Origin of the sequence: Gardnerella sp. DNF01204, assembly GCF_049244145.1 — a bacterium.
Classification (GTDB): domain Bacteria; phylum Actinomycetota; class Actinomycetes; order Actinomycetales; family Bifidobacteriaceae; genus Bifidobacterium; species Bifidobacterium vaginale.
The window spans coordinates 879341-901401 of sequence record NZ_CP058379.1; the positions used below are offsets into that span (position 1 = coordinate 879341).

Below are 22061 nucleotides of genomic sequence, written 5' to 3' on the forward strand. Positions count from 1 at the left end.
ATCACCTTCTAACCGCAAGCTTATTAGACAAATAAGTTGTGAAAATACCGATTGGAATAATCAACACAATGTATCCGCACGCAAAAATCAAAAAGATTGGAACAATCAAATCTGCATGCCTTTCAATCATCTCACTCATAAGAGTAGATGTTTCAGTTGCAACAGATGCAGCTGCAGCAACAGTGGAATTTTTAAGCAACGCAATAAAAGTGTTTCCAAGAGGTGCTACAGATCCGCAAAATGTTTGAGGCAAAATCACATTAAAAGCCGATTGGAAGAAGTTAAGTCCAAGCGCTCTACATGCTTCTGCCTGACCCAAAGGTACGGTATTTAAACCAGATCTTAAGGATTCGCAAACAAAAGCTGCAGTGTAGAAACTCAAGCCAGCAATTGCAAGCCAGAAGAAGTTTACGCTAAAAACAGTTGAAAAACCGAGCTTTAGCTGAGCATACACGCCAAGAACCATAAATACCATGATTATTGTTAGAGGCATATTCTTAAAGAACTCAACGTATGCGCTTGCAATAATTCGAAGCGAATGAATTGGGCAAATCCTCATCATAACTAGAATCACACCAAGAATCGTTGAAAAAAGCACGCTCCACAATGTGATTTCAATATTCACCAAGAATGCTCCTGGAATATTGTATGAAGTAAATAATTGCACAAAGTCTTGCATTTTACTCCTCCCCCTCATTTGGTACTGGCGGATTATACTTTGCGTTTGGCTTAAAACCAGTTCCGCGCATGTTATCGTCTAAAGCTCTTTTCCATGAACCATTTTTAATCATGTCTTTAAGAGCATTATTAATGCGCTTAGCTAGCTTCGTGTTTCCTTTTTTAATGCCAATGCCATAGTGCTCTTCAGTAAATGGCTTACTAACAAGCTTTAGTCTGCCTCTAGATGCTGTAGCAAGACCAGCGAGAATAATATCGTCTGTTGTAACAGCGTCTACGATTCCAGAGAATAATGCTGTTGCACATTCTGCATAGCCAGGCTGTTGCATAAGTTGAACTTTTGAAGAGTACTTCTCTTTAATAACTATTGCAGACGTAGAACCAGTTACTGAGCATAAACGCTTTCCGTCTAAATCGTCTGGACCGCTTACTTTATGCTCGTCTTTGCGAACTAATAAATCTTGACCTGCAATAAAGTATGGTCCAGCAAAAGAAACAGTGTTTTTTCTAGCATCTGTTATGGAATATGTTGCAACAATCATATCTACATCGCCATTTTGAAGCATTGCTTCACGCTGTTTTGAAGGCGATTCCTTCCAAACAATCCTATCTTCGGAGTAACCCAACTTTTTGGCAACGTACTTTGCAACGTCTACATCAAAACCAACGTAAGTTCCAGACTTTTTAAAGCCAAGACCAGGCTGATCAAACTTAATGCCAATGCGTATTACATCGTTGCGACTATTTTGACTGCAAGCGCTAAGTGGTAGAACGCAGCACAATGCGCAAATCATAGATAAAATTGCGCAATATGTATGTCTTAATCCCAGTTTGTAACGCTTACACTTAAGCGCAATATTGTGTAAATATTTCATAACTACCTCTTAAAGATTTAAAAAATCGCTATTAATGATTTAAAAACGAGTCAAATTAATGAGTCAAAATCTTTGAAAGGAAGTCTTTTGCTCTGTCTGTCTTTGGATTTTCAAAGAACTCTTCTGGTGTATTTTGCTCAAGAATTCTGCCATCTGCCATAAACACGATTTTGTCTGCAGCTTTACGTGCAAAGCCCATCTCGTGAGTAACGCAAATCATGGTCATTCCTTCTTTTGCAAGCTCAACCATAACATCAAGAACTTCGTTAACCATTTCTGGATCAAGCGCAGATGTAGGCTCATCAAAAAGCATAACCTTTGGATGCATTGCAAGCGCGCGAGCAATTGCCACTCGCTGCTGCTGACCTCCAGAAAGCTGAGAAGGCATTTTGTTAGCTTGATTATCAACACCAACTCTAGCAAGAAGATCCATTGCCAAACTTTCTGCTTCTTGCTGCTCCATATGACGAACCTTAATAGGAGCAAGCGTAACGTTTTCTAGAATCGTCTTGTTTGCAAAAAGATTAAAAGACTGGAACACCATTCCTACTTCTGCACGCAATGCGGCAAGTTCTTTTCCCTCTTGAGGAAGAGGCTTACCATCAATGCGAATGTCTCCAGAGTCAATAGTTTCAAGACGATTAATCGTCCTGCACATTGTTGACTTGCCAGAACCAGAAGGTCCAATAATAACAAGCACTTCGCCTTTATTAACAGTCAAGTTAATATCTTTTAAAACGTGAAGCTTACCGTAGTGTTTTTCAACATGGCTAAGTTCCACCAACGGCTGTGCTACTTTTTTTGTGTTGTTTAATTTAGTATACATAAAAAGGATTCTAATGTTCTTTTGTTACATGCGTTTATCGTAATAGTTACTTTTAAACGCTTATAAAGTTACGGAAAACAATAAAAATGATACCAAAATGTTAATTTTAGTTTAAAAATGCCGTTAAGTTCGGATTTCCTAATACAATCACACAACTTAACGGCATTTATTAGCAATATTTAAATTGTAAATTATTGCATTCTATTATATTTACGATTACTCGTCTTCTTCTGGATCGTAATCGACGCCAGTTTCAGCGCGCTGTTCGTCAGAAATTGGAGCAGGAGCGCCAGTTAGAGGGTCGCGTCCGCCGCCAGCCTTAGGGAAGGCGATTACGTCGCGAATCGAGCTTGCGCCTGCAAGAATTGCAGCAGTACGATCCCAGCCCAAAGCAATACCAGCGTGAGGTGGAGCACCGTACTTAAAGGCTTCAAGCAAGAAGCCGAACTTTTCTTCTGCTTCCGCTTTGTCGATTCCAAGAACATCGAGCACGCGATCTTGAATATCGTCGCGGTGAATACGAACGGAGCCACCGCCCATCTCGTTACCGTTGCACACGATATCGTAAGAATCGCTCATTGCATGCTCTGGATCTTTATCGAACTTATCAATCCAATCAGCAGATGGCATTGTAAATGGATGGTGCATAGAAGTCCACTTAGAATGGCCAACTGCAACATCATCATCGTCTGGATCATCTGTGCGCTTAAACAATGGGAAGTCAACAACCCAAGTAAACGCAAACTCGTCTGGGTGAAGCAATCCTGCGCGGCTAGCAAGCTCTACACGAACTGCACCAAGCAAAAGCTGAGAAGATTCACGGCTTCCTGCTGCAAAGAATACAGCATCGCCATCTTGCGCACCAACAGCTTCCTTAAGTCCTGCACGCTCTTCTTCGCTAAGATTCTTAGCAACAGGGCCTTTGAGCTCGCCATCTTCACCAAAGACTACATAAGCCAAGCCCTTAGCTCCACGCTGCTTAGCCCAATCCTGCCATGCGTCAAACTGACGACGAGGTGTATCTGCACCGCCCTTAAAGAGCACAGCGCCAACATAAGGAGCTTGGAACACGCGGAATGGAGTGTTCTTAAAGAAGTCAGTCAACTCAATAAGTGGGTTTCCAAAACGCAAATCAGGCTTGTCGGAACCGTACTTATCCATAGCTTCCTGCCAAGTGATTCGAGGCAAAGGAAGAGTAATCTCGTGACCAGCTTCCTTCCAAATAGCAGCAATAACGCGCTCTGCCATAGCCATAACATCTTCTTGGCTTGCAAAGCTCATTTCCATATCAAGCTGAGTGAACTCAGGCTGACGATCAGCACGGAAATCTTCATCACGATAGCAGCGAGCAAGCTGATAGTAGCGTTCAACGCCAGAAACCATGAGCAACTGCTTTAAAAGCTGAGGAGACTGTGGAAGCGCGTACCAAGATCCTGGAACCAAACGTGCTGGAACAACAAAATCGCGAGCGCCTTCTGGAGTGGACTTAATAAACGTTGGTGTTTCTACTTCTGTAAAGTCCATATCTTCCAAAGCGTGACGAGCTGCCTTAGCCATATCAGAGCGAAGCTTTAGATTACGCTGCATTGATGGGCGGCGCAAATCAAGATAACGATACTTCAAACGAACATCTTCGCTTGGAAGCTTGTTTTCAGACTCGTTTTCCAATGCTGTAGAAACCTGGAACGGTAACGCGTCGGACTTAGCGAGAATTGTTACTTTATTTGCAACAATTTCGATTTTTCCTGTTGCTAAATGATCATTTTCATTTCCATCTGGACGCAGGCGAACCTCACCAGTAACCTGAACAACAAATTCACTACGCAATGGTCGCGCAGTTTCCTCATCGTAAATAACAACCTGCACTAAGCCTGTGTTGTCACGAACATCTACGAAAGCGACGCCACCGTGATCACGGCGACGATCAACCCAACCAGCAATGGTTACGTTCTGTCCGACCAAGGTCTCAGTCACTTCAACGGCATGGTGTGTGCGATACGCCGTCTGGCTCATAAGTCCACTTCCTTGTTTAAATAATTTTGTTAATTTTTGTTTTGACTTTAATAGTTTACCGCATGAATCGCGCGTTCAAATATTGCAAAATATATTCTTAAAATATAAAGCAAATTATTGAGCGCAAGAAACAGTCTGCCGGGCATAAACAGTATCTGGTTGCCAAGACGTGACGTCTGCAGAAACTTGTTCCCCAGTAATAATATTCTTCACTTCATCATGGTTAGATTCAGAATCTGCGCTATCAGCTGGGAACCACACATAAGGAATACCTAACTTATCTGCATATTTTATCTGCTTACCAAGTTTTGCTGCACTTGGAGAAACATCAGCAGCAATTCCTCTAGAACGAAGCTTTCGAGCAATCTCGTTACAAGCAGACCTATCTTCCTCATTCCAAACTGCCACCAATACTGCAGCAGGAGAAACACGGGAAACAGTGGCACCAGCTGTGTGAAGCATATAAGAAAGTAAACGCGAAAGTCCTATAGAAAGACCTACGCCTGGATACTTTTTATTACCTTGAGAAACAAGATTGTCGTAGCGTCCGCCAGAGCAGATTGATCCAAGGGATTCAGCACCATTTAAGAATGTTTCGTACACGGAACCTGTGTAATAATCCAATCCTCGCGCAATCTTCAAATCTGCCACAACAGCACCTGGACGAATTTTTGCTGCATCGTCCACAATCATTGCAAGAGTTTCAACACCTTGTGAAGCTAAAGTGTACGATTCGTTATCTTCACTGCGAGAAATATCATGCTTATCGCATAATTCATCGAAACGAGACTTCAACTCATCTCCTGTTTCAGCAGTAAGTTCAGCCAATTCTAAGCATGCAGCAGCTTGTGAGTCCGTAGCTCCGCACTCTTTTACCAAAAGCTTAGCAACTTCTTCAGCGCCAATTTTGTCGAGTTTGTCGATTTCTCGAAGAACTCCCTCAATATCGCTTAAACCAATACCGCGATAAAAGCCTTCAGAAAGCTTACGATTATTGGCGTGAACAGTGGCTTTAGGTAATCCGAATTCGCGCAAACGCTCAAGTGCTTCTACCATGACAAGAGGAAGCTCCACTTCATAGTGAGACGGCAAATCACCATTTCCCACAACATCAATATCTGCTTGAACAAATTCACGGAAGCGTCCTTCTTGCGGACGTTCGCCGCGCCAAACTTTTTGCATCTGCCAGCGCTTAAAAGGAAAAGCTAAATCGCCAGTGTGTTCAACAACATAACGACTAAGAGGAACTGTTAAATCAAAATGCAAACCTATTCGATTTTCAACAGGAGTGTCGCTTTCATGCCCCACCTCTTGCAATCTAGACAAAAGATATATTTCTTTGCTAGTTTCGCCTTTTTTTAACAGACTTGAACCCTGCTCAACAGCACGAGTTTCAATGCCTATAAAACCATTTAATTCAAATACTTCCCGCAATGTGTCCATAACACGCTGTTCAACAGCGCGCTCACTAGGAAGCCACTCTGGAAAACCAGATATTGATGAGCCTTGTACCATGTCCACTATAATAGGTTATGTTGCGGAAAAATCATGGCTTACCGTCATACTTATTCGTAACACTGTTACCGTGCATTTGCTGTAAGGAGTCGACCCGTGACCGAACAGACTAAACCTGAAGAAACTACTAAACAAACTACCCCAAAGCCGCATGCGCCGTCGCCTGCAAACTTTGCTAACAAGGCTCGCGTTGTTGCTGCGGTTCCAACTATCTCGTATAGCGACGAAGATGTTAAAACCGCTAAAACCTTTGGGCGAGTTGATGAAAATGGAAACGTTTATGTTCGTGAAGGAGCTGACGAACGCGAAGTAGGTCAGTATTCTACTGGTACTCCAGAAGATGCTTTGACTTTCTACGTACATCGTTATCTTGACTTAAAGATTAAACTTGATCTCTTCGAAAAAAGACTTGAATCGTCTAATGTGAGACCTAAGGAAATTGATGAGACTTTAGCTACTTTAGAGGCGGATCTTAAGGAACCATCGGTAGTTGGAGACATCGCTGCTTTGAATGCTCGACACGCCGAATTGCAAGCTAAGGCTGCGTCTAAAAAAGAAGAACTTGCAAAAGCTCGCAAAGATGAATTAGATAAAGCTCTTAAAGAACGTACTGCTATTGTTGAACAGGCAGAAACATTAGTTGCTCAAATAGGTGATTCTACAAATTGGCGCTCGCTTTCAGATAAGCTTCGTTCCCTGTTTGACAAGTGGCAGCAACATCAGCGCACTACGATCCATCTCAATAAGGCGGATGCTGACGCTTTGTGGCAGCGATTTTCTAAAGCTCGTTCTGCTTTCACTCAAGCACGCAACGCTTGGGTTAAGGAGCGTGATACTGAAAGAAATACTGCTAAAGAAATTAAGGAAGCCATTATTGCTGAAGCTGAAAGCTTGAAGGAATCAACTAAATGGCGTGAAACTTCTATGAAGTTTAATGCTTTGATGGATCGCTGGAAGAAGGCTGGAAATGCTGGTCGTCAGCACGACGATGAGTTATGGGCTAAGTTCCGTGAAGCTGCAGACACATTCTATCATGCTCGTCAAGAAGATAGAGAAAAGATGAATGCTGGTGAAAAAGAAAATCTTTCCAAGAAGGAAGCTTTGCTTGTTAAGGCAGAAGCTCTTCTTCATGTTAAAGATGAAGAAGCAGCAAAAGCAGCTCGCAAAGCATTATCTGAGATTCAAGAAGAATGGGACAAGATTGGTTTTGTTCCACGCGAAGATATGCGCAGAATTGAATCCCGCTTAAATGATGTGGATAAGAAGATTAAGGCTGTTGAAGATGCTGCTTGGAAAGATGCTGACCCAGAGGCAGACGCTCGTAAGTCTAGTTTTGCTACGCAATTGAAGGCTCAGCTCGAGGAGCTTGATTCTAAAATTGCAAGTGAAAAAGATGCAAAGCGTAAGGCTAAGCTTCAGGCTGAAAAAGCTACAAAAGAACAATGGTTGAATGCTATTAAGTAATTAATCATTAATCATTTAAATATGGGGTTACTTAAAAATTAAGTAACCCCATATTTAATAGTTTTATTTAACAGTTTCCATTAAAGCTTTAGCAAGTTGAATAAAGGTGTTAGCTAATTGTGAATTAGCTAGGCTTCCATCCTTTTTAAGAACCGCAGGTCTGCCAGACTCTCCAATTTCTCTAATACTCGTATCTAATGGAATTTGTGCTAAAAGAGGCACATTCTTACCAAGAGCTTTACAAAGCTGGTCACTAACGCGTTTTCCGCCACCTGAACCAAAGATTTCCAAGCGCGCTCCATTATTTTCAAACCAACTCATATTTTCTACAACTCCACGCACATTAACTGGAATTTGCAACGCCATAAGACCTGCTCTAACGGCAACATCTGAAGCACTAGGCTGAGGAGTTGTAACAACCACAAGCTCCACATTAGGCAATGATTGAGCAACAGCCAGAGCCATATCTCCAGTTCCAGGCGCCAAATCTAAAAGAAGCACATCTGGGTCTGCCCACCAAACGTCGCAAAGAAACTGTTCAAGAGAACGTTGCAAGCGAGGACCACGCCACAAAATCGCACGATCTGTTCCAGCAAACATTCCAATAGAAATCAGTTTAACCCCCCAAGCTTCTACTGGCATAAGCATGCCATTCAAATTAGTAGGCTGACTTGTAACACCAAACATACGCGGTAGAGAAAATCCATAAACGTCTGCATCTATTGCTGCTGTTTTGTATCCAAGAGCCGCGAAAGTGGCTGCTAAATTGGCAGTTATGGAAGACTTTCCAACTCCCCCTTTTCCAGATGCTATAGCAAAAATTCTTGTTTTAACGCCATTTTTATTAAAAGGATTTTCTTTACGTTCCTCTTTCAAATCCGAAACAAGTTTTGCAAGCTTATCCTTACTCATAGCGCTTATATTTACGTGAGGAACAAGATTTGCATTAGGATATTTTTTTACAGCTGATTGAATTCTCTGTGTAATTACTTGTGCTAGAGGACAATCTGGAACAGTAAGTTCTATGCTTATAGTCACATCATAAGTTGGATAAGAATTATCAAAATCGCATGCACCAGTGACATTTTGTTTTCCACTTACGTGTATGCCAGTTACCATATTTAGTTCAGTAACTGAACGACCTAATTCTGGATCAATAACACTTCCTAATAGATCGTAAATGCGAGTTTCGAGTTCAATAGTGCTGCTCATTTTTAACTTTTACGATTCGTTCTTAAAATCAAGTTCGTATTTGCTATCTAGAGCAGATTCAATACTGCCAGTATTAAGCAAAATCTTAAATTGATTCTCATCTAGCATAGGTATACCAAGTTCTTCTGCTTTAGTGGCTTTAGAACCAGCATTTTCTCCTACAATAACGCAATACGTCTTTTTGCTAACAGAAGAGGCTGCTTTTCCTCCCCTAGAAGAAATAGCTTCTTTAGCTGAATCTCTGGTAAAACCTTCTAATGATCCTGTAACAACAACCGTTTTGCCACTAAGAGTCTGTTCGATACTGTCCGCATTAGAAGAGTCAGAAGATCCAACTACTCCAGCTTCATTCCATTTACGTAAAACTTCACTACGCCAATCTTGAGGATTCTTCGATTTTTCAAACCAATCGTATACAGCTTGAGCAATTTCTGGACCAACTCCATCAATTTGTGTTAAATCTTCAACAGATGCTTTAGAAATATTCTCAATTGAACCAAATCTTGCCGCTATTAGTCTTGCTGTAGGCGGACCAAGTCTACGAATAGACAAAGCCACTAGCACACGCCAAAGTGTTGCAGACTTACCCTTTTGAACTATTTCTTCTAACATTGCTCTTGTTGTTTCGCTTGGACGAGTGTATTCAGGAACACTCACTGTTTGAAGAACATTATTTTTACGAATTTTCTTTTCAACTAACCTTATTACATAAGCGTCAGAAGGAACTTCAAATATTGGGTAATCTGGATTTAAAGATTCCTTAAGCTCATCACTGTTGGAATCATCATTGGATTTTCTTCTTGTAGCTTCTAAAGGTCTAGTCCAGAATGCAGAAACCTGTCTCCACAATCCAGATCCGCCTATTTTTTTAGTTCTTTTCTTTAATTTTCCGTCTTTTCCTAATTCTTTCCATTCTTCAACAAGAGGTATTTCTTTCCAAACTTTAATATTTCGCAAATCGGCTGCAGTAATGTTAAAAATATCCGCTTCGCTTCTTATAACAGGTTCTTGAAATTTTGGAAGATCAAACACAGATTCTGGAATAGTTGGTTGCAAAGAAGAACCGCGCTGAACTACTATTTTGTCAATATCAGGATGATAGACCTCTGCAGTTGTAGGTCTAGAATCTTCTGGATTTGTTAAAGCTAGTGCAGAAGATTCTCCAAGATTTTCAATGTCGAATGCGTGCCTCGATGCAAGATTAATTATTCTCTCTGTTAATTGTGCTGGGCAGTTTTCTACATTTGGACAACGAATATCCTTGTCTCCCTCTTTAGCAGGTGCAAGCTTAGATCCGCATGATGGGCAATACTCTGGCATAACAAATTTGCGTAATTTGCTTTCATTCCCATCCCTATACTTTAGTACTGGACCAACTAATTCTGGTATAACATCGCCAGCTTTACGAACAACAACAGTATCGCCTATAAGCACACCTTTATGCTCAACTTCGTAAGGATTATGCAATGTTGTGCGCGATATTGTAGATCCTGCAACAGTTACTGGGTCCAAAACAGCAACAGGAGTGACTCTACCTGTTCTTCCTACTTGAACAACAATGTCTTTAAGAACAGTATTTACTTCTTCTGGAGGATACTTGTACGCAATTGCCCATCTTGGTGCTCTAGATGTAGACCCCAGTTCTCTTTGCAAAGCACGATCGTCTACTTTAACTACAATTCCATCTAAGGCATGAATAATAGAGTTTCTGTGTTCTCCATAGTATTCAATCATATCTTCTATTTGTTCAAAAGACGTAACTTTGCGAGTATAAGGAGATACGGGTATCCCCCATTTTTTATACAGCTCGTATGCGTCCGATTGATTAAACGATGTTTGCTTATGTGATTTATGCTCAGAATCATTTTTTACTGAATCTTTCCACTTTAAATCACCTAATCCATGCGCTATAAAGCTTAATCTTCTTGTTGCAGTGATTCTAGGATCCTTTTGTCTTAAAGACCCTGCAGCAGCGTTTCTTGGATTAGCAAAAGCAGGCTTTCCTAAATCTTCTTGCTCAATATTCAGCTTTCTAAAATCCGCCCATTTCATAAAAACTTCACCACGAATTTCCACAAATTCTGGAATATCGTCTGAATTTTCGCATTTAAGCTGAGTCGGTATTTCTTCGATTGTTCTTACATTCAGAGATATGTCTTCTCCAGTAACGCCATCTCCTCGAGTTAGCCCTTGTTCCAAAGTTCCATTTCTGTATATGAGATTTAACGCAAGTCCATCAATTTTTACTTCGCATGTCATTGGCAATGGCTTATTTTGGGGCCATTTTAAATCGCGAATAATGCTATCGTACCAAGATTTTAGCTCTCCTAATGAGAATACATCGTCTAAACTCATCATTCTTGATGGATGTTTAACTGACACAAAATCGTTCGAAAAAGTTCCACCAACTCTATGTGTTGGTGATTGAGGCGTATCTAATATTGGGAATGTAGATTCTAGTGAGCTTAAAACTCGCATTCTTGTGTCATAAGCAGCGTCAGAACTACTTGGTGAATCATCAACATAATAAGCTATCTGATCTGATTGAGCCCAAGCAGCTAATTTTGCCCATAATCTAGCAGCTTGCTCGCTTGTTAAAAGTGAAGGTTCTAGCTTAGATAATGCAATAGCGTCTACATCTGTTGGCTCTAATTTAGAAATCCAATCATTAAAATCTGTAGTTGAACTAAACTCGTGTGATGTGTTAGATGTATTGTTCTCGCCTGGCTCATGAACATTTTGGTTTTGATTATCGACTGTGCTAATGCTTGAAGATAATGAATCGTTGTTAACACTTGATTTATCAGTATTTAGCGAATCATCAAAATCGTCGAAAAGAGATAATTGTTCTCCAACTGCGTGTGACGACTTATCGCTATTAGACGCAATCATAAGCTTTCCCTTCAAAACCTTTTCATTATCCTATCTACCAGACAGGAGTCAATAACTGATTATAATTACTATTTAATAAGAGTTGTTTATGAGTTAAGCGAGCGCAAAAACTGCATTTGAACAACGTTATCTGATGAATTGTTGCTGAACAGCATTCTCGCTCTTGCAACGGAAAGCGTTCGTGCAATAACAAACATTCCCTCGTTTACTGTTATTTTTGCAGCTTCATCAATAATCTCATAAGCTTCAACATCTGGCCATTTTGGAACATTGTTTATTTTTAAAACTTCTTCTACTTGAGACATATCATTAGGAGCTGGAATGCACTGTGACTGCATACGGCTCAGTAATTCATCAAGCTCTATTTCAATAGACTCAATTTTTCCAGAAGATAAATTGTCTGCCATTTTATATGATGCTACAGCAAGAGGGAAATTATCTTGCATCCACTCTGCGTAAGCAAGTCTGTAATATATAAAAGCAGCGTCTTCTCTATCAAAGCATACTGGTAATGCGTTTAGACACACTGCTTCTACAGAAGTCCAATCTTCTTTCTCCGTAAGCTGTGAAGCTAACTTGAGATGAGAAATAACATATGTTGGAGCGTATGAAACCATTGTGTTTAAGTGTTTTAGTGCATCCTCATGCCTGCTGAGTTGAGTTAGTAAGTCTGCTAACTCCATATGCGCGTAAAAAAGACCATCTGGTATAAGTATCATACGTTCATTTTGGGTTGCAAATATTCGATTGTATACAACTCGCTCTGCGTAGGAATTAAAGTATCTTGGTACAACATCGTTGAAGGAAAACATGGAATCGAAATGTTTTACTGCATTTTCGTATTCTTCGATGGCATTTTCCAAGTCTCCACTCATAAATTGCTCATGAGCATGAAGTCTCATATTATAAATATCTTTTGAAACTTTAAAAGATATTTCGGGTATTTCTTTTTCGTCTATTAAAGCGCTTGTTATAAGATTTGCTTTCTCATTTAATTCTGGATCGTCAATACTTTCCACAATATCCATTGCCATACGAGCTTTTTCTGCATTAGATATCATTACTTCTGACGATATGTGATGAAAATCCGCAACAGCCTGTTGTAATAAATCTTCTCTTTGAATTGAAAGACCTTTAGAGTTGGTAGTAGCTAATGTTTTTTGAGATTTGATGTCAAAAATTACATCTGAAAACTCAGGTTCCTCCTGTGCTCCATGAGGAGAAAAACAACTATCTCTCAGATCAAAGCTTGGTTCAATCGGGTTTAATGCGCCTTCTTCATCTATTTTCATATTTGCGTTAAATTTTTTGTATGCGCCAAGAGGATTATTCAACCCATTTGCACGAATATGTTTTATAAAAGATTCACGATTGAATGTGACTGTCAATAAAGACTTTACAGTTGGGTATTTGCTAAAAGCATCCATAGGATTAGGTTCAATAGGATCTGATCCAATATCGTTCGTATTGCTATCACTAATCTCAGTATCACTGTAGCTATCACTAGAATTTATCGATTTGCTACTGGTGGCTTTATTACTACTATCAGGCACAGTCACTTCATCTTCGTGAAGAATAGTATGATTAGTGAAGTTTTGTAAATCTTGCACATTCGCTAGTCCGTTATTAACATCTCCATGAATATCTCCATCTTTAGGATCGCCTTTAGAACGAGCTGCCTCACGATTCATATTATTCAAAGCATTAATTGTTTGATTTAGGATTTTACTCATAGCATCATCTTGAGCAGCAACCATTTCTTCTAAGCCTATTGAATCTAATCTTATAGATACATTCTGTACTTCTTCACTTGTTCCAAATGCAAGGGTTGCCATGATTATTCCAAGTCGAAGATTGTAATCAGTTGTCATACGAGACTTATCTGCATTAGTTAAAGTAATCCATTTTTGGTTAGCAGAATCAAATCTTCTAGTCGGCATCATCGAACTGCCAGTTGCCATAAATGCTAATGCAACATTACCGTCTTCTAGATTAGAGCGAAAATCAGTATCAAACCTAAATGGTAAATAAAGACTTCTAATTAATCCAGATAATCTTTGCCTATAAGACCATTCGCAATTAGAAGATCCATCTGACTTGTAAATATAAAGGTCGTTAGATTTTTTTGCAGTATTCCACAAGTGCATTAATGGGCGAATATTGTCGTCTTGTAAAGGATTACCAAAACTATTCATATCCAATTCGCCGTTAGCACAAAACGCTGGATCTTCTATAAACGATAAATCTATTTCAGATATTTGACCAAAGTTTACAGAATTTTCCGTTAAATTACCGCCATTAGCGCAATTTTCTTCTAAACAACTACTAATGGACTGGAAACGGTTAATAGCACCTTCTATTCGCAATACTTTCAACGCAGCTTTTGCTTCTAAAGAATCATCCCATACTAGGAAATTAGCGTCTGAAACTTGCGACTTTTGCAAATGTAAGCGTTCTGCTCCATGAACAGCTTCAAGCGGACCACTATGTTCTAAAGCGCCAGAATCTAACATAAGATAAGCAAAATATTTTTCCATTGACGAAACACGCAAACCTGCTTTTTCCGCCACTTTTGAATCCATAATGCTTCTTCTAATAGCTCCAAGAGGGGCTTCCTTTGTAAGACGCCTAAAAATATTGCCAGATCCGAAACCGCTAAACGCTCTAGTTATATCTGGAATAAAGAACGATGCAAAGAAAGATGTTGAAATAGCATCGCAGTATGAAAGATTGCAACGGAGTCTGTCAGGAAGCAAAACTCTAGTTTCTTCAAGAGTATATGCTTCTTTTTTGTCATTAACTTTACGAATCCAAGATGATACCCATTGCATGCCTTCATCTTGTGATAGCTGAACAACTACATCTCCTCTTATAACAACTAAATCAGATTCACGATTATTTTTATTGATTGAATTTACTTTTTTACGCGCATGACTCGCATGAGTAATTTTCCTATCATCAACACCATAGAAACGTAACGAATCTTTAAGAGTCATAGAATTTTGTTCTACAAAAGATAACTCTGGTATTCTTTCCATCGTATCTTCAATAGAAATGTCATGTCCTGTATAAACACGACCTTCAAAATCTGCAACAGCAAGCTGACGAAAACGTTTGCAATCATCATTGAATAATCCAATAGCTATACCATGTTTTTTCCCAGAAAGTTTAATCCAACCTAACTTTACGTTTTTTGGCATCATTGGAAAATCTTTAAAAATATGCTTTTTAGAAAATATCCTAACTGGAATAGATTCTCTATTTTCCCACAATGTTTTAATGGTTTCCTGCACAATCTGCATACTATCATCTGCAATATCTGAGCGATTTTTTTCACTACTTTCGGCAGAATCTATTTTCTTGCTAGATTGCACTTCGTCTTGCATATTCCTCGTTCTTTCGTTTTAAAGCCAACTACTATTTTCGTAAAACCCGTAAAACTAAATATTTAAGTGATTTCCATACGTGTTGCATTTATTCTTACTCAAACATTTTAAGTATAGCTGATTATCGGTTCGAAAAACACAATTAGAAGTAGAATATGTTTTAACTCTTTTAGAACAAAATCAAATTATATTTCATTTCAATCTTGTTTTAATCTAACATGTGAATGCTTTAATTGCTTTTAAAGTTTAAAAATATAAATTTTATTAACTTCACTTATGCAAATTCACGCATGCACCAGAAATAATCTTAGCTAAACCGTCCATAATTTGATCCACTGGAGAAGCTGCTCTCCAGTTTAAATACAGCGAACGATATGGTTTTGGATCTTTAAACTCGCGAATTGTTAATCCTGATGGCTGAACAATTGGAGGAAGAATAGAAAGACGCGGAAGCAAAGTCACATCTTTACTTCCAACAACCATGTATCGTAAGGTTTCCAAAGACGTAGCATAAAATTCAGACTGTTTTGCACCAACTTTTTGACATACATCTATCATGCTTCTACGCATGCAATGACCATCTTCTAAAAGTAGCACTTTTTGGCTAGACAATTGCGAAACATCAATCGGAGTTTTTTCATGACCAAACTGCGAATTTGTAGAAGCAGCCAATAAAAAGTCCTCGTCAAAAATATGTTTTACTTTCAAAGAAGATTCATTTAATTGCTCGCTTAATATTGCGCCATCAATCTGACCACTATGCAACATTTCTACAAGGCTAGCAGACTTTTCTTCAACAAATCGAATATTAAAATTCGGCTTAACTTTACGCAAAACTGGCATTATTCTTGGCAAAAGATAAGGGCATAATGTTGGAAAAACGCCTAAAACTATAGTAGATGACCATGGGTCTTCTAATCGCCTTGCTGCTTGATAAATACTTGAAACGTCGGCATGAATACGCTTTGCATAATACACGACTTCTCTGCCTGCTGGAGTTAGAATTTGCTTTCCAGGAGTTCTTTCAATAAGACAAACTCCAAGCAAATCTTCTAACTTTTTAATTTGCGTAGACAACGTTGGTTGAGAAACGTGCATACGTTCAGCTGCTTTTGTAAAACTTTCCTCTTTTGCAAAAGCAATTAAGTATTCAAGTGATTTAATGTTCACGTAATCATCTTTCTTATTAAAAGTAGTAAGAATATAATATATATAAATTTTAAGTATCAAAAGCTTATGCGTTAAAAGTTAATCTAGTTTTACACATTTCTAATTAGATAGTCGAATGCACTAAGAGCCGCGTTTGCTCCAGATCCATATGCTGTAACAATTTGCTTATAAGGCTCATCTGTGCAATCGCCAGCAGCAAAAATGCCATGAACACTCGTGCACCCTTTTCTATCTGTTACTATTTCCGAACGATTATTTAAGCTTAGTTTGTTTGAAATCCATTTAGTATTTGGCATTAAACCAATTTGAACAAACACGCCGTCTGTGTGCAAAATTTTCTCACTATTTTCACCATTATTAGCATTGCGATCTTTATAACGTACTGCAATAACCTTTGTTCCGTCTCCTTCTATAGAACTAAGAGCAGCACCTGTTATTACAGTAGTATTAGAAAGATTATTTAGAGCATTAACTAATATTTGATCTGCTTTAAGCGTGTTCATATACTCGATTAGAGTAACGTGATTTGCAACACCTGCTAAGTCTATTGCAGCTTCGACTCCAGAATTTCCTCCGCCAACAACTACAACATTCTTATTTTTAAATAATGGACCATCGCAATGCGGGCAGAACGACACTCCCTTGTTTCTATATTCGTCTTCCCCAGGAATGCCAAGTGTTCTCCATGTAGCGCCTGTTGCAATAATCACTGCTTTAGCTTTTAAGCTTCCGCCAGATTTAGTACTAATTGTGTGCAATCCGTAAGATTCTTCAGCAATATCTAAAGATGTAGCCCAATCGGGAATAAATACGTCAATGTCATATTGAGCAATGTGGTTTGTTAAATCGTTAGCAAGCTTTGCGCCTGTTGTGTGCGTTTGCGAAATATGATTTTCAATGCTTTCTGTTTCAACAACTTGACCGCCTCTGTGGTCCATAATCATTGCTGTTTTAAGGCCTTTTCTAGCTGTGTAAATCGCTGCGGCGCTTGCAGCAGGGCCTCCACCTACAAGAATAACGTCGTACGGATTTTTGGCGTTCATTTTTTGCGCTAGTGAAGAATCGCCAGAAACCTTAGAATTGCTTGAATCGCTATTTTCCTCTTGACTTAAAAGAATCGCAACTAATTCGTCTATAGATGATCTTCCAGAAGAAATCATTTTTCCGTTTTCAAAAACTGCAGGAACACTCATTACGCCAAGAGAATCTACCTCGTCTTTAAAAGCGCTCCCTTCTACAGCAATATGTTTTACTTTAGGATTAATAATCGAAATTGTATTAAGCGATTGAACAACCTCTGGGCAATTAATGCAAGTAACAGACATGTATGTTGTAACTTCATGACTTCCAATGCTCAAAATTGCTTTGCGCTGACCATCGCTTATTTTGGGAGCGTAACCGCTTACTTGCAAAATCGCTAAAACTAAAGAGCTAAACTCGTGTCCAAGAGGTAAACCAGCAAAGCTTACAGACACATTAGTTTGTGGATTAAGTACTGCGAAACTTGGTTTGCGATTTACGCGACTTTTATCACCTTCTATAACAGTGATTTTGCTGCTTTGATCTGCTACTTCATTTAAAAGCTCAATAACTTTTTGAGAATTTTTACTACTATCAACATATGCAACAAGATTAATAGGATTAACCATTTTTGTTAGTAATCCAGCAAGTTGAGTAGTTAAGTTTGAATCCAATAAAGACATTATTTTCACTTTCTATTCTTAAGTAGCAGATCTTTAGCAGTAAATTAATTATTAGAAAATCAGACTTTTAAAAAATCAGATTTTCCCAACCAAGTCAATAGATGGAGCAAGTGTTTCTTCTCCCTGCTCCCACTTTGCTGGACATACTTCTCCTGGATGGGCTGCAATAAATTGAGCAGCTTTAACTTTGCGAAGCATCTCATCTGCATTTCTGCCGATTCCATCTGCTGTCATCTCGTAGAATTGAATATTTCCTTGAGGATCAACCAAGAATGTTGCACGGTGAGCTAAACCAGATTCCTCATTCAAAGCATTAAAGTTTTTAGAGAGCGCGCCGTTTGGATCTCCAAGCATTGTGTATTTTACTTTTGCAATAGCTTTAGAGTCATCGTGCCAAGCTTTGTGAACAAAATGAGTGTCTGTTGAAACAGAATAAACTTCTACGCCTAATTTTTGAAGATCTTCGTAGTGATTTGCAAGATCTTCAAGCTCTGTTGGGCACACAAACGAAAAGTCTGCTGGATAGAAGAAGAATATAGCCCACTTTCCAAGAACATCATTATCGCTTACTTCTACAAATTCCCCATTCTTATATCCGTTTACTTTAAACGGAAGAATATGCGTACCAATAAGGCTCATAACAACTCCAATCTTTAATTGTTTATTTAAAAAATTTTCATTTCTTGCAATTAGCAATATTTTGACCTATTTGCTAAATCTAATTATTTAGAATCAGAATTCAGCATTAAAATCATGATAGATTATTTATATCAAAAAGACTATATGTATAGACAACATCTATAGCGCTAGATGTCGTATATCAATAACTCTTTAATAAATTTATATTTTCATAAAACAAATATGACTAAAACAAACTAAAAAAAAATATAACAAAAGCAGAAGAAAAAAAAATGGAGCGGACAACGGGACTCGAACCCGCGGTCTCAACCTTGGCAAGGTTGCGCTTTACCAACTAAGCTATGTCCGCAAACAAAATGTCATAATAGCCTGATTTCTTTATAAATGCAAGTTATGAGTAAAAATAAAAATTTATAGTGATTTTTCTGCAATATACATGCAATTTTACGGAGTGTTGAATAAAAGAAAAATATTGATTACGATAATTATTATCATTAAGCCATAAATTTTTATAAAATTTTTCTTAAAATGTGATTTTTATCATGAAAAATCGTAAAAATAATGTAGAATAAAAGATAGCTTTTACCAAACAGGTAAAAGAAACCAAAAAGGTAATGTTTTTCAAAGATGAAGCATAGAACAAGGAGGTTTCTATGAAGGCTATTGTTGCAACCAAAGATAAGAAGGCTCAGGTTGTAGAGAAGGAACTCCGCCCATTGGAATTTGGTGAGGCCTTACTCGATATGGAGTGCTGCGGCGTATGCCACACCGATCTTCACGTTAAGAACCAAGATTTTGGCGATAAAACAGGCGTTGTTCTTGGACACGAAGGTATTGGCATTGTTAAGGAAGTTGGCCCTGGTGTTACAACATTAAAGCCAGGCGACCGTGCATCTGTAGCATGGTTCTTCAAGGGTTGCGGACATTGCGAATATTGCACCACAGGCAGAGAAACACTTTGCCGTAGCGTTTTGAACGCAGGATACACTGCCGATGGTGGCATGTCTCAAGAGTGCATCGTCGCAGCAGACTACGCAGTAAAGGTCCCAGAAGGCTTGGATCCAGCTCCTGCAAGCTCCATCACTTGCGCTGGCGTTACAACCTACAAGGCTATTAAGGAATCTGGCGTACATCCAGGCGAATGGCTTATTTTATTCGGTCTTGGCGGTCTTGGTAATCTTGCGTTGCAATATGCAAAGAACGTATTTGGTGCGCACGTAATCGCAGTAGATGTTAACGATGCTCAGCTTGAATTTGCTAAGGAATATGGCGCAGATTTGTGCGTGAACCCACTTAAGGAAAATGTTCCTGAATTTGCTATGAAGAAGGTAGGCGGCGCTCATGGCGCTGTCGTAACCGCTGTAAGCAAGGCTGCTTTTAACAGCGCAGTTGACTCTGTGCGAGCAGGCGGCACTGTTGCAGCTGTTGGTCTTCCACCAGAAGAAATGGAACTTAGCATTCCTCGCCTTGTTCTTGACGGAATCCGCTTGGTTGGTTCTCTTGTTGGAACTCGTAAGGATTTGGAAGAAGCGTTCCAGTTTGGTGCTGAAGGCAAGGTTCTTCCACAGTGCCATATGCGCAAGATGGAAGACATTAACGACATCTTCGACGAGATGCTCAGCGGTAAGATTCGCGGTCGAATGGTAATCGACCTCTCCCACTGAAAAAGAGATAAAATAAAAAAAAACTAAAAGCCACTTAGCAAATGCTAGGTGGCTTTTAGTTTATGTTTTAAGATGTTTTAAGACTTAATTTTTGTACACTATTTCAACGGAGGCATTGGCTTCCAATTAGGATCATGCAAAATTTTTCTGCTTGCAATCCAACCAGTAAAAAGCTTTTTAACACCACTTAAAATATGCTCACGATCTACAGCAACAAGCCTAATAAACTCTTTTGCAGCAGTTAATGCTGTTCCAAGAGCAAACATAAATGGTCGATAATCGCCATGAATCATAAAGTATCGCGCCATAAAACCACGATTTCGCATAATATGGTAACGATTCATGTCAGAAGTAGAATTTAGTTGACGAACGCCAGCAATATCCCAATTAGGAATATTACGAGTTCTACGAAGAATAACATCTTTTACAACAATCGGATTCGTAACTTTGCTAGCAAGGTATCCGTAAGTTGTGTCATCCCAATAAATAAAATAATGCGGATCTGGCAAACCGATTTTCTCTACAATATTGCGCTTAAACAATCCGCCTTCAAAGCACATAGTGTTCATAACGCAATACCCAGATGGTCCAAATGCTGCTGGAGCAATTGGATTAGGGATTCCAAGAGAAACAATAAATTTATATTGCCAATAAAAATCGCCACCGTCGTAGTCTAAACGGCTGCCTTGAATCACATCGTGGCTTTTAGTCCACTTTGAAAGACGTTCAATAGATTCTGGAACAGTTTCAACATCATCGTCCATAACCCAGAACCACTGCGCGCCAAGTTCATACGCTTTTTTAACACCAGCACTAAAACCGCCAGCTCCCCCAAGATTGCTGCTTTGAGGCGCGTAAACAACGCGGTTTGAATCGCCAAAATTATCCACGCTAGCAGAACCCCAGCGACGTGTAAGAACATCATCTAAATCTTGCACCATATCACGAGTTTTTTCACTCTTCTCATTGTCTACAACAACAATCCTCCATGGGCATTGATTTAATCGTTCAAAAGATTTAAACAGATTTTCAAGCAACTCCTGACGCTTATAAGTAACTACAACAACAGCAAGCTTATCAATAGTATTATCATTTATAACTTCGCTCATATTTTTAATATTACACTAGCATTGCCATCAATATTATTAATAAAATTCAAATTTTTTAGTACAAACTTCATTTTCAGATAAATGTTCATAGCATAAGATAAAAATAAAGTGTAGTTTCAGGGAAGGTGAAAATCCTTACTGGCGGTAACGAGGTAATTCTTGTATTAGTGAATTTTCTCGAAGCCCGCGAGCGGCAACGCGCTGCTGATTCGGTTAAAATCCGAAGCCAACGGTTAAAGTCCGGATGAAAGAAACGGAGGCTCTAATGAGCATTTCACGCGAAAATAATCATAAAACAAGCAATCACACAGCAAATAATAAAGTAGCAAATAATCACGCAACTTACTCTGGCACAAACTATTGGTCAAGCGAAAAAATTGCTAAATACGCGCTATTTGTTGCGCTCTCTATTGCTGTAAGCTTTATAGAATTTCCACTTATTCCAGACCTAAGCTACCTTAAATACGATCCTTCGGGAATTGTGTGTTTAATTGCAGGATTTGCATACGGACCATTCGCCGCTGCAATCGTAAGCGTGCTAGGATTTGCTCCACACTTCTTTACTAACCCGTTTGGCGCAATAATGGCAATATTGGTTTCAATGGGTGCGTCTGTTAGCGCTGCAATCGTCTACAAAAAAATTAGAACCAAAGAAGGCGCTATTATTTCGCTTATAGTTGGCTCTGTAGTTGCGATTGCTCTTGCAATAGTTGGAAATCTTATTATTACGCCATTTTATGCGCATATGAGCGTTGAACAAGTTGCCGCTCTTATAGTTCCAGCTCTGCTACCGTTTAATGCTATTAAGCTTGCGATTCATTGCGTAATAACTATGCTTGTTTATAAGCCTGTTTCAAAGCTTCTTAACTACAACAAATAGCAAACAAATAGCATTAGCCAAAATAGCATTAGTCA

At 39.0% G+C, this 22061-nt stretch carries 15 protein-coding genes, 1 tRNA gene and 1 riboswitch; of the genes, 3 read left to right on the plus strand and 13 right to left on the minus strand.

Features of this window, described 5'->3' with window-relative positions; translation table 11 throughout:
• Position 1 precedes the first annotated feature (1 nt).
• From HXT46_RS03430 to hisS, 5 genes are all read right to left on the minus strand, one after another.
• On the minus strand, positions 2-679 hold the full coding sequence (locus tag HXT46_RS03430) for an ABC transporter permease subunit (RefSeq protein ID WP_004111612.1): 678 nt from the start codon (positions 677-679) through the stop codon (positions 2-4).
• 1 nt (position 680) lies between these two features.
• Positions 681-1553, minus strand: coding sequence for a glutamate ABC transporter substrate-binding protein (locus HXT46_RS03435; RefSeq protein ID WP_421785618.1), 873 nt, complete (start codon positions 1551-1553; stop codon positions 681-683).
• A 55-nt stretch (positions 1554-1608) separates the two neighbouring features.
• Positions 1609-2379, minus strand: coding sequence for an amino acid ABC transporter ATP-binding protein (locus HXT46_RS03440; RefSeq protein ID WP_421785620.1), 771 nt, complete (start codon positions 2377-2379; stop codon positions 1609-1611).
• A 216-nt stretch (positions 2380-2595) separates the two neighbouring features.
• Complete coding sequence (gene aspS / locus HXT46_RS03445; RefSeq protein ID WP_004115077.1) at positions 2596-4392, minus strand: aspartate--tRNA ligase; 1797 nt, start codon at positions 4390-4392, stop codon at positions 2596-2598.
• 114 nt (positions 4393-4506) lie between these two features.
• On the minus strand, positions 4507-5907 hold the full coding sequence (hisS, locus tag HXT46_RS03450) for a histidine--tRNA ligase (protein ID WP_421785622.1): 1401 nt from the start codon (positions 5905-5907) through the stop codon (positions 4507-4509).
• A gap of 96 nt (positions 5908-6003) precedes the next feature.
• Here hisS and HXT46_RS03455 point away from each other — a divergent pair, with 96 nt between their 5' ends.
• Entirely contained in the window at positions 6004-7371 is a 1368-nt protein-coding gene (locus HXT46_RS03455) for a DUF349 domain-containing protein (RefSeq protein WP_421785624.1), read from the plus strand.
• A 63-nt stretch (positions 7372-7434) separates the two neighbouring features.
• On the opposite strand, the gene HXT46_RS03460 is transcribed toward HXT46_RS03455, so the two are convergent.
• The 7 genes from HXT46_RS03460 to HXT46_RS03490 form a co-directional block, all read right to left on the minus strand.
• Positions 7435-8583 carry an Mrp/NBP35 family ATP-binding protein gene (locus HXT46_RS03460; protein ID WP_421785626.1) on the minus strand — a complete coding sequence of 383 codons (1149 nt, stop codon included), beginning with the start codon at positions 8581-8583 and terminating at the stop codon, positions 7435-7437.
• A 9-nt stretch (positions 8584-8592) separates the two neighbouring features.
• Entirely contained in the window at positions 8593-11475 is a 2883-nt protein-coding gene (ligA, locus tag HXT46_RS03465) for an NAD-dependent DNA ligase LigA (protein WP_421785628.1), read from the minus strand.
• Positions 11476-11561: 86 nt separating this feature from the next.
• Positions 11562-14861 (minus strand): tetratricopeptide repeat protein, encoded by a 3300-nt coding sequence (locus HXT46_RS03470; RefSeq protein ID WP_421785630.1) that lies wholly within the window; start codon positions 14859-14861, stop codon positions 11562-11564.
• 270 nt (positions 14862-15131) lie between these two features.
• The gene (locus HXT46_RS03475) at positions 15132-16031 is read right to left on the minus strand and encodes a LysR substrate-binding domain-containing protein (RefSeq protein WP_004115065.1); all 900 of its coding nucleotides are present in this window, start codon (positions 16029-16031) and stop codon (positions 15132-15134) included.
• Between the two features lie 89 nt (positions 16032-16120).
• Positions 16121-17734, minus strand: coding sequence for an alkyl hydroperoxide reductase subunit F (ahpF, locus tag HXT46_RS03480; protein ID WP_285060141.1), 1614 nt, complete (start codon positions 17732-17734; stop codon positions 16121-16123).
• 75 nt (positions 17735-17809) lie between these two features.
• Entirely contained in the window at positions 17810-18373 is a 564-nt protein-coding gene (gene ahpC, locus HXT46_RS03485; RefSeq protein WP_004115062.1) for an alkyl hydroperoxide reductase subunit C, read from the minus strand.
• Positions 18374-18646: 273 nt separating this feature from the next.
• Positions 18647-18722, minus strand: a tRNA-Gly gene (locus HXT46_RS03490).
• A gap of 304 nt (positions 18723-19026) precedes the next feature.
• Between HXT46_RS03490 and adhP the strand changes: the two genes are divergently transcribed.
• Positions 19027-20037: an alcohol dehydrogenase AdhP gene (gene adhP, locus HXT46_RS03495; RefSeq protein WP_004111567.1), complete on the plus strand. Its 1011-nt coding sequence runs from the start codon at positions 19027-19029 to the stop codon at positions 20035-20037.
• A gap of 98 nt (positions 20038-20135) precedes the next feature.
• On the opposite strand, the gene HXT46_RS03500 is transcribed toward adhP, so the two are convergent.
• The gene (locus HXT46_RS03500) at positions 20136-21146 is read right to left on the minus strand and encodes a glycosyltransferase (protein WP_421785632.1); all 1011 of its coding nucleotides are present in this window, start codon (positions 21144-21146) and stop codon (positions 20136-20138) included.
• 108 nt (positions 21147-21254) lie between these two features.
• Positions 21255-21406, plus strand: a riboswitch (FMN riboswitch).
• Positions 21407-21411: 5 nt separating this feature from the next.
• Between HXT46_RS03500 and HXT46_RS03505 the strand changes: the two genes are divergently transcribed.
• Positions 21412-22026, plus strand: a complete 615-nt coding sequence (locus HXT46_RS03505; protein WP_009994724.1) for an ECF transporter S component — start codon at positions 21412-21414, stop codon at positions 22024-22026.
• Positions 22027-22061 lie beyond the last annotated feature (35 nt).

Bases quoted from the DNA above. Each gene is read 5' to 3' on its own strand.
- HXT46_RS03435 (WP_421785618.1), bottom strand. From the start codon at position 1,553: ATGAAATATTTACACAATATTGCGCTTAAGTGTAAGCGTTACAAACTG.
- HXT46_RS03460 (WP_421785626.1), bottom strand. From the start codon at position 8,583: ATGAGCAGCACTATTGAACTCGAAACTCGCATTTACGATCTATTAGGA.
- ahpF (WP_285060141.1), bottom strand. From the start codon at position 17,734: ATGTCTTTATTGGATTCAAACTTAACTACTCAACTTGCTGGATTACTA.
- aspS (WP_004115077.1), bottom strand. From the start codon at position 4,392: ATGAGCCAGACGGCGTATCGCACACACCATGCCGTTGAAGTGACTGAG.
- adhP (WP_004111567.1), top strand. From the start codon at position 19,027: ATGAAGGCTATTGTTGCAACCAAAGATAAGAAGGCTCAGGTTGTAGAG.
- HXT46_RS03440 (WP_421785620.1), bottom strand. From the start codon at position 2,379: ATGTATACTAAATTAAACAACACAAAAAAAGTAGCACAGCCGTTGGTG.
- ligA (WP_421785628.1), bottom strand. From the start codon at position 11,475: ATGATTGCGTCTAATAGCGATAAGTCGTCACACGCAGTTGGAGAACAA.
- HXT46_RS03500 (WP_421785632.1), bottom strand. From the start codon at position 21,146: ATGAGCGAAGTTATAAATGATAATACTATTGATAAGCTTGCTGTTGTT.
- HXT46_RS03430 (WP_004111612.1), bottom strand. From the start codon at position 679: ATGCAAGACTTTGTGCAATTATTTACTTCATACAATATTCCAGGAGCA.
- HXT46_RS03470 (WP_421785630.1), bottom strand. From the start codon at position 14,861: ATGCAAGACGAAGTGCAATCTAGCAAGAAAATAGATTCTGCCGAAAGT.
- hisS (WP_421785622.1), bottom strand. From the start codon at position 5,907: ATGGTACAAGGCTCATCAATATCTGGTTTTCCAGAGTGGCTTCCTAGT.
- ahpC (WP_004115062.1), bottom strand. From the start codon at position 18,373: ATGAGCCTTATTGGTACGCATATTCTTCCGTTTAAAGTAAACGGATAT.
- HXT46_RS03505 (WP_009994724.1), top strand. From the start codon at position 21,412: ATGAGCATTTCACGCGAAAATAATCATAAAACAAGCAATCACACAGCA.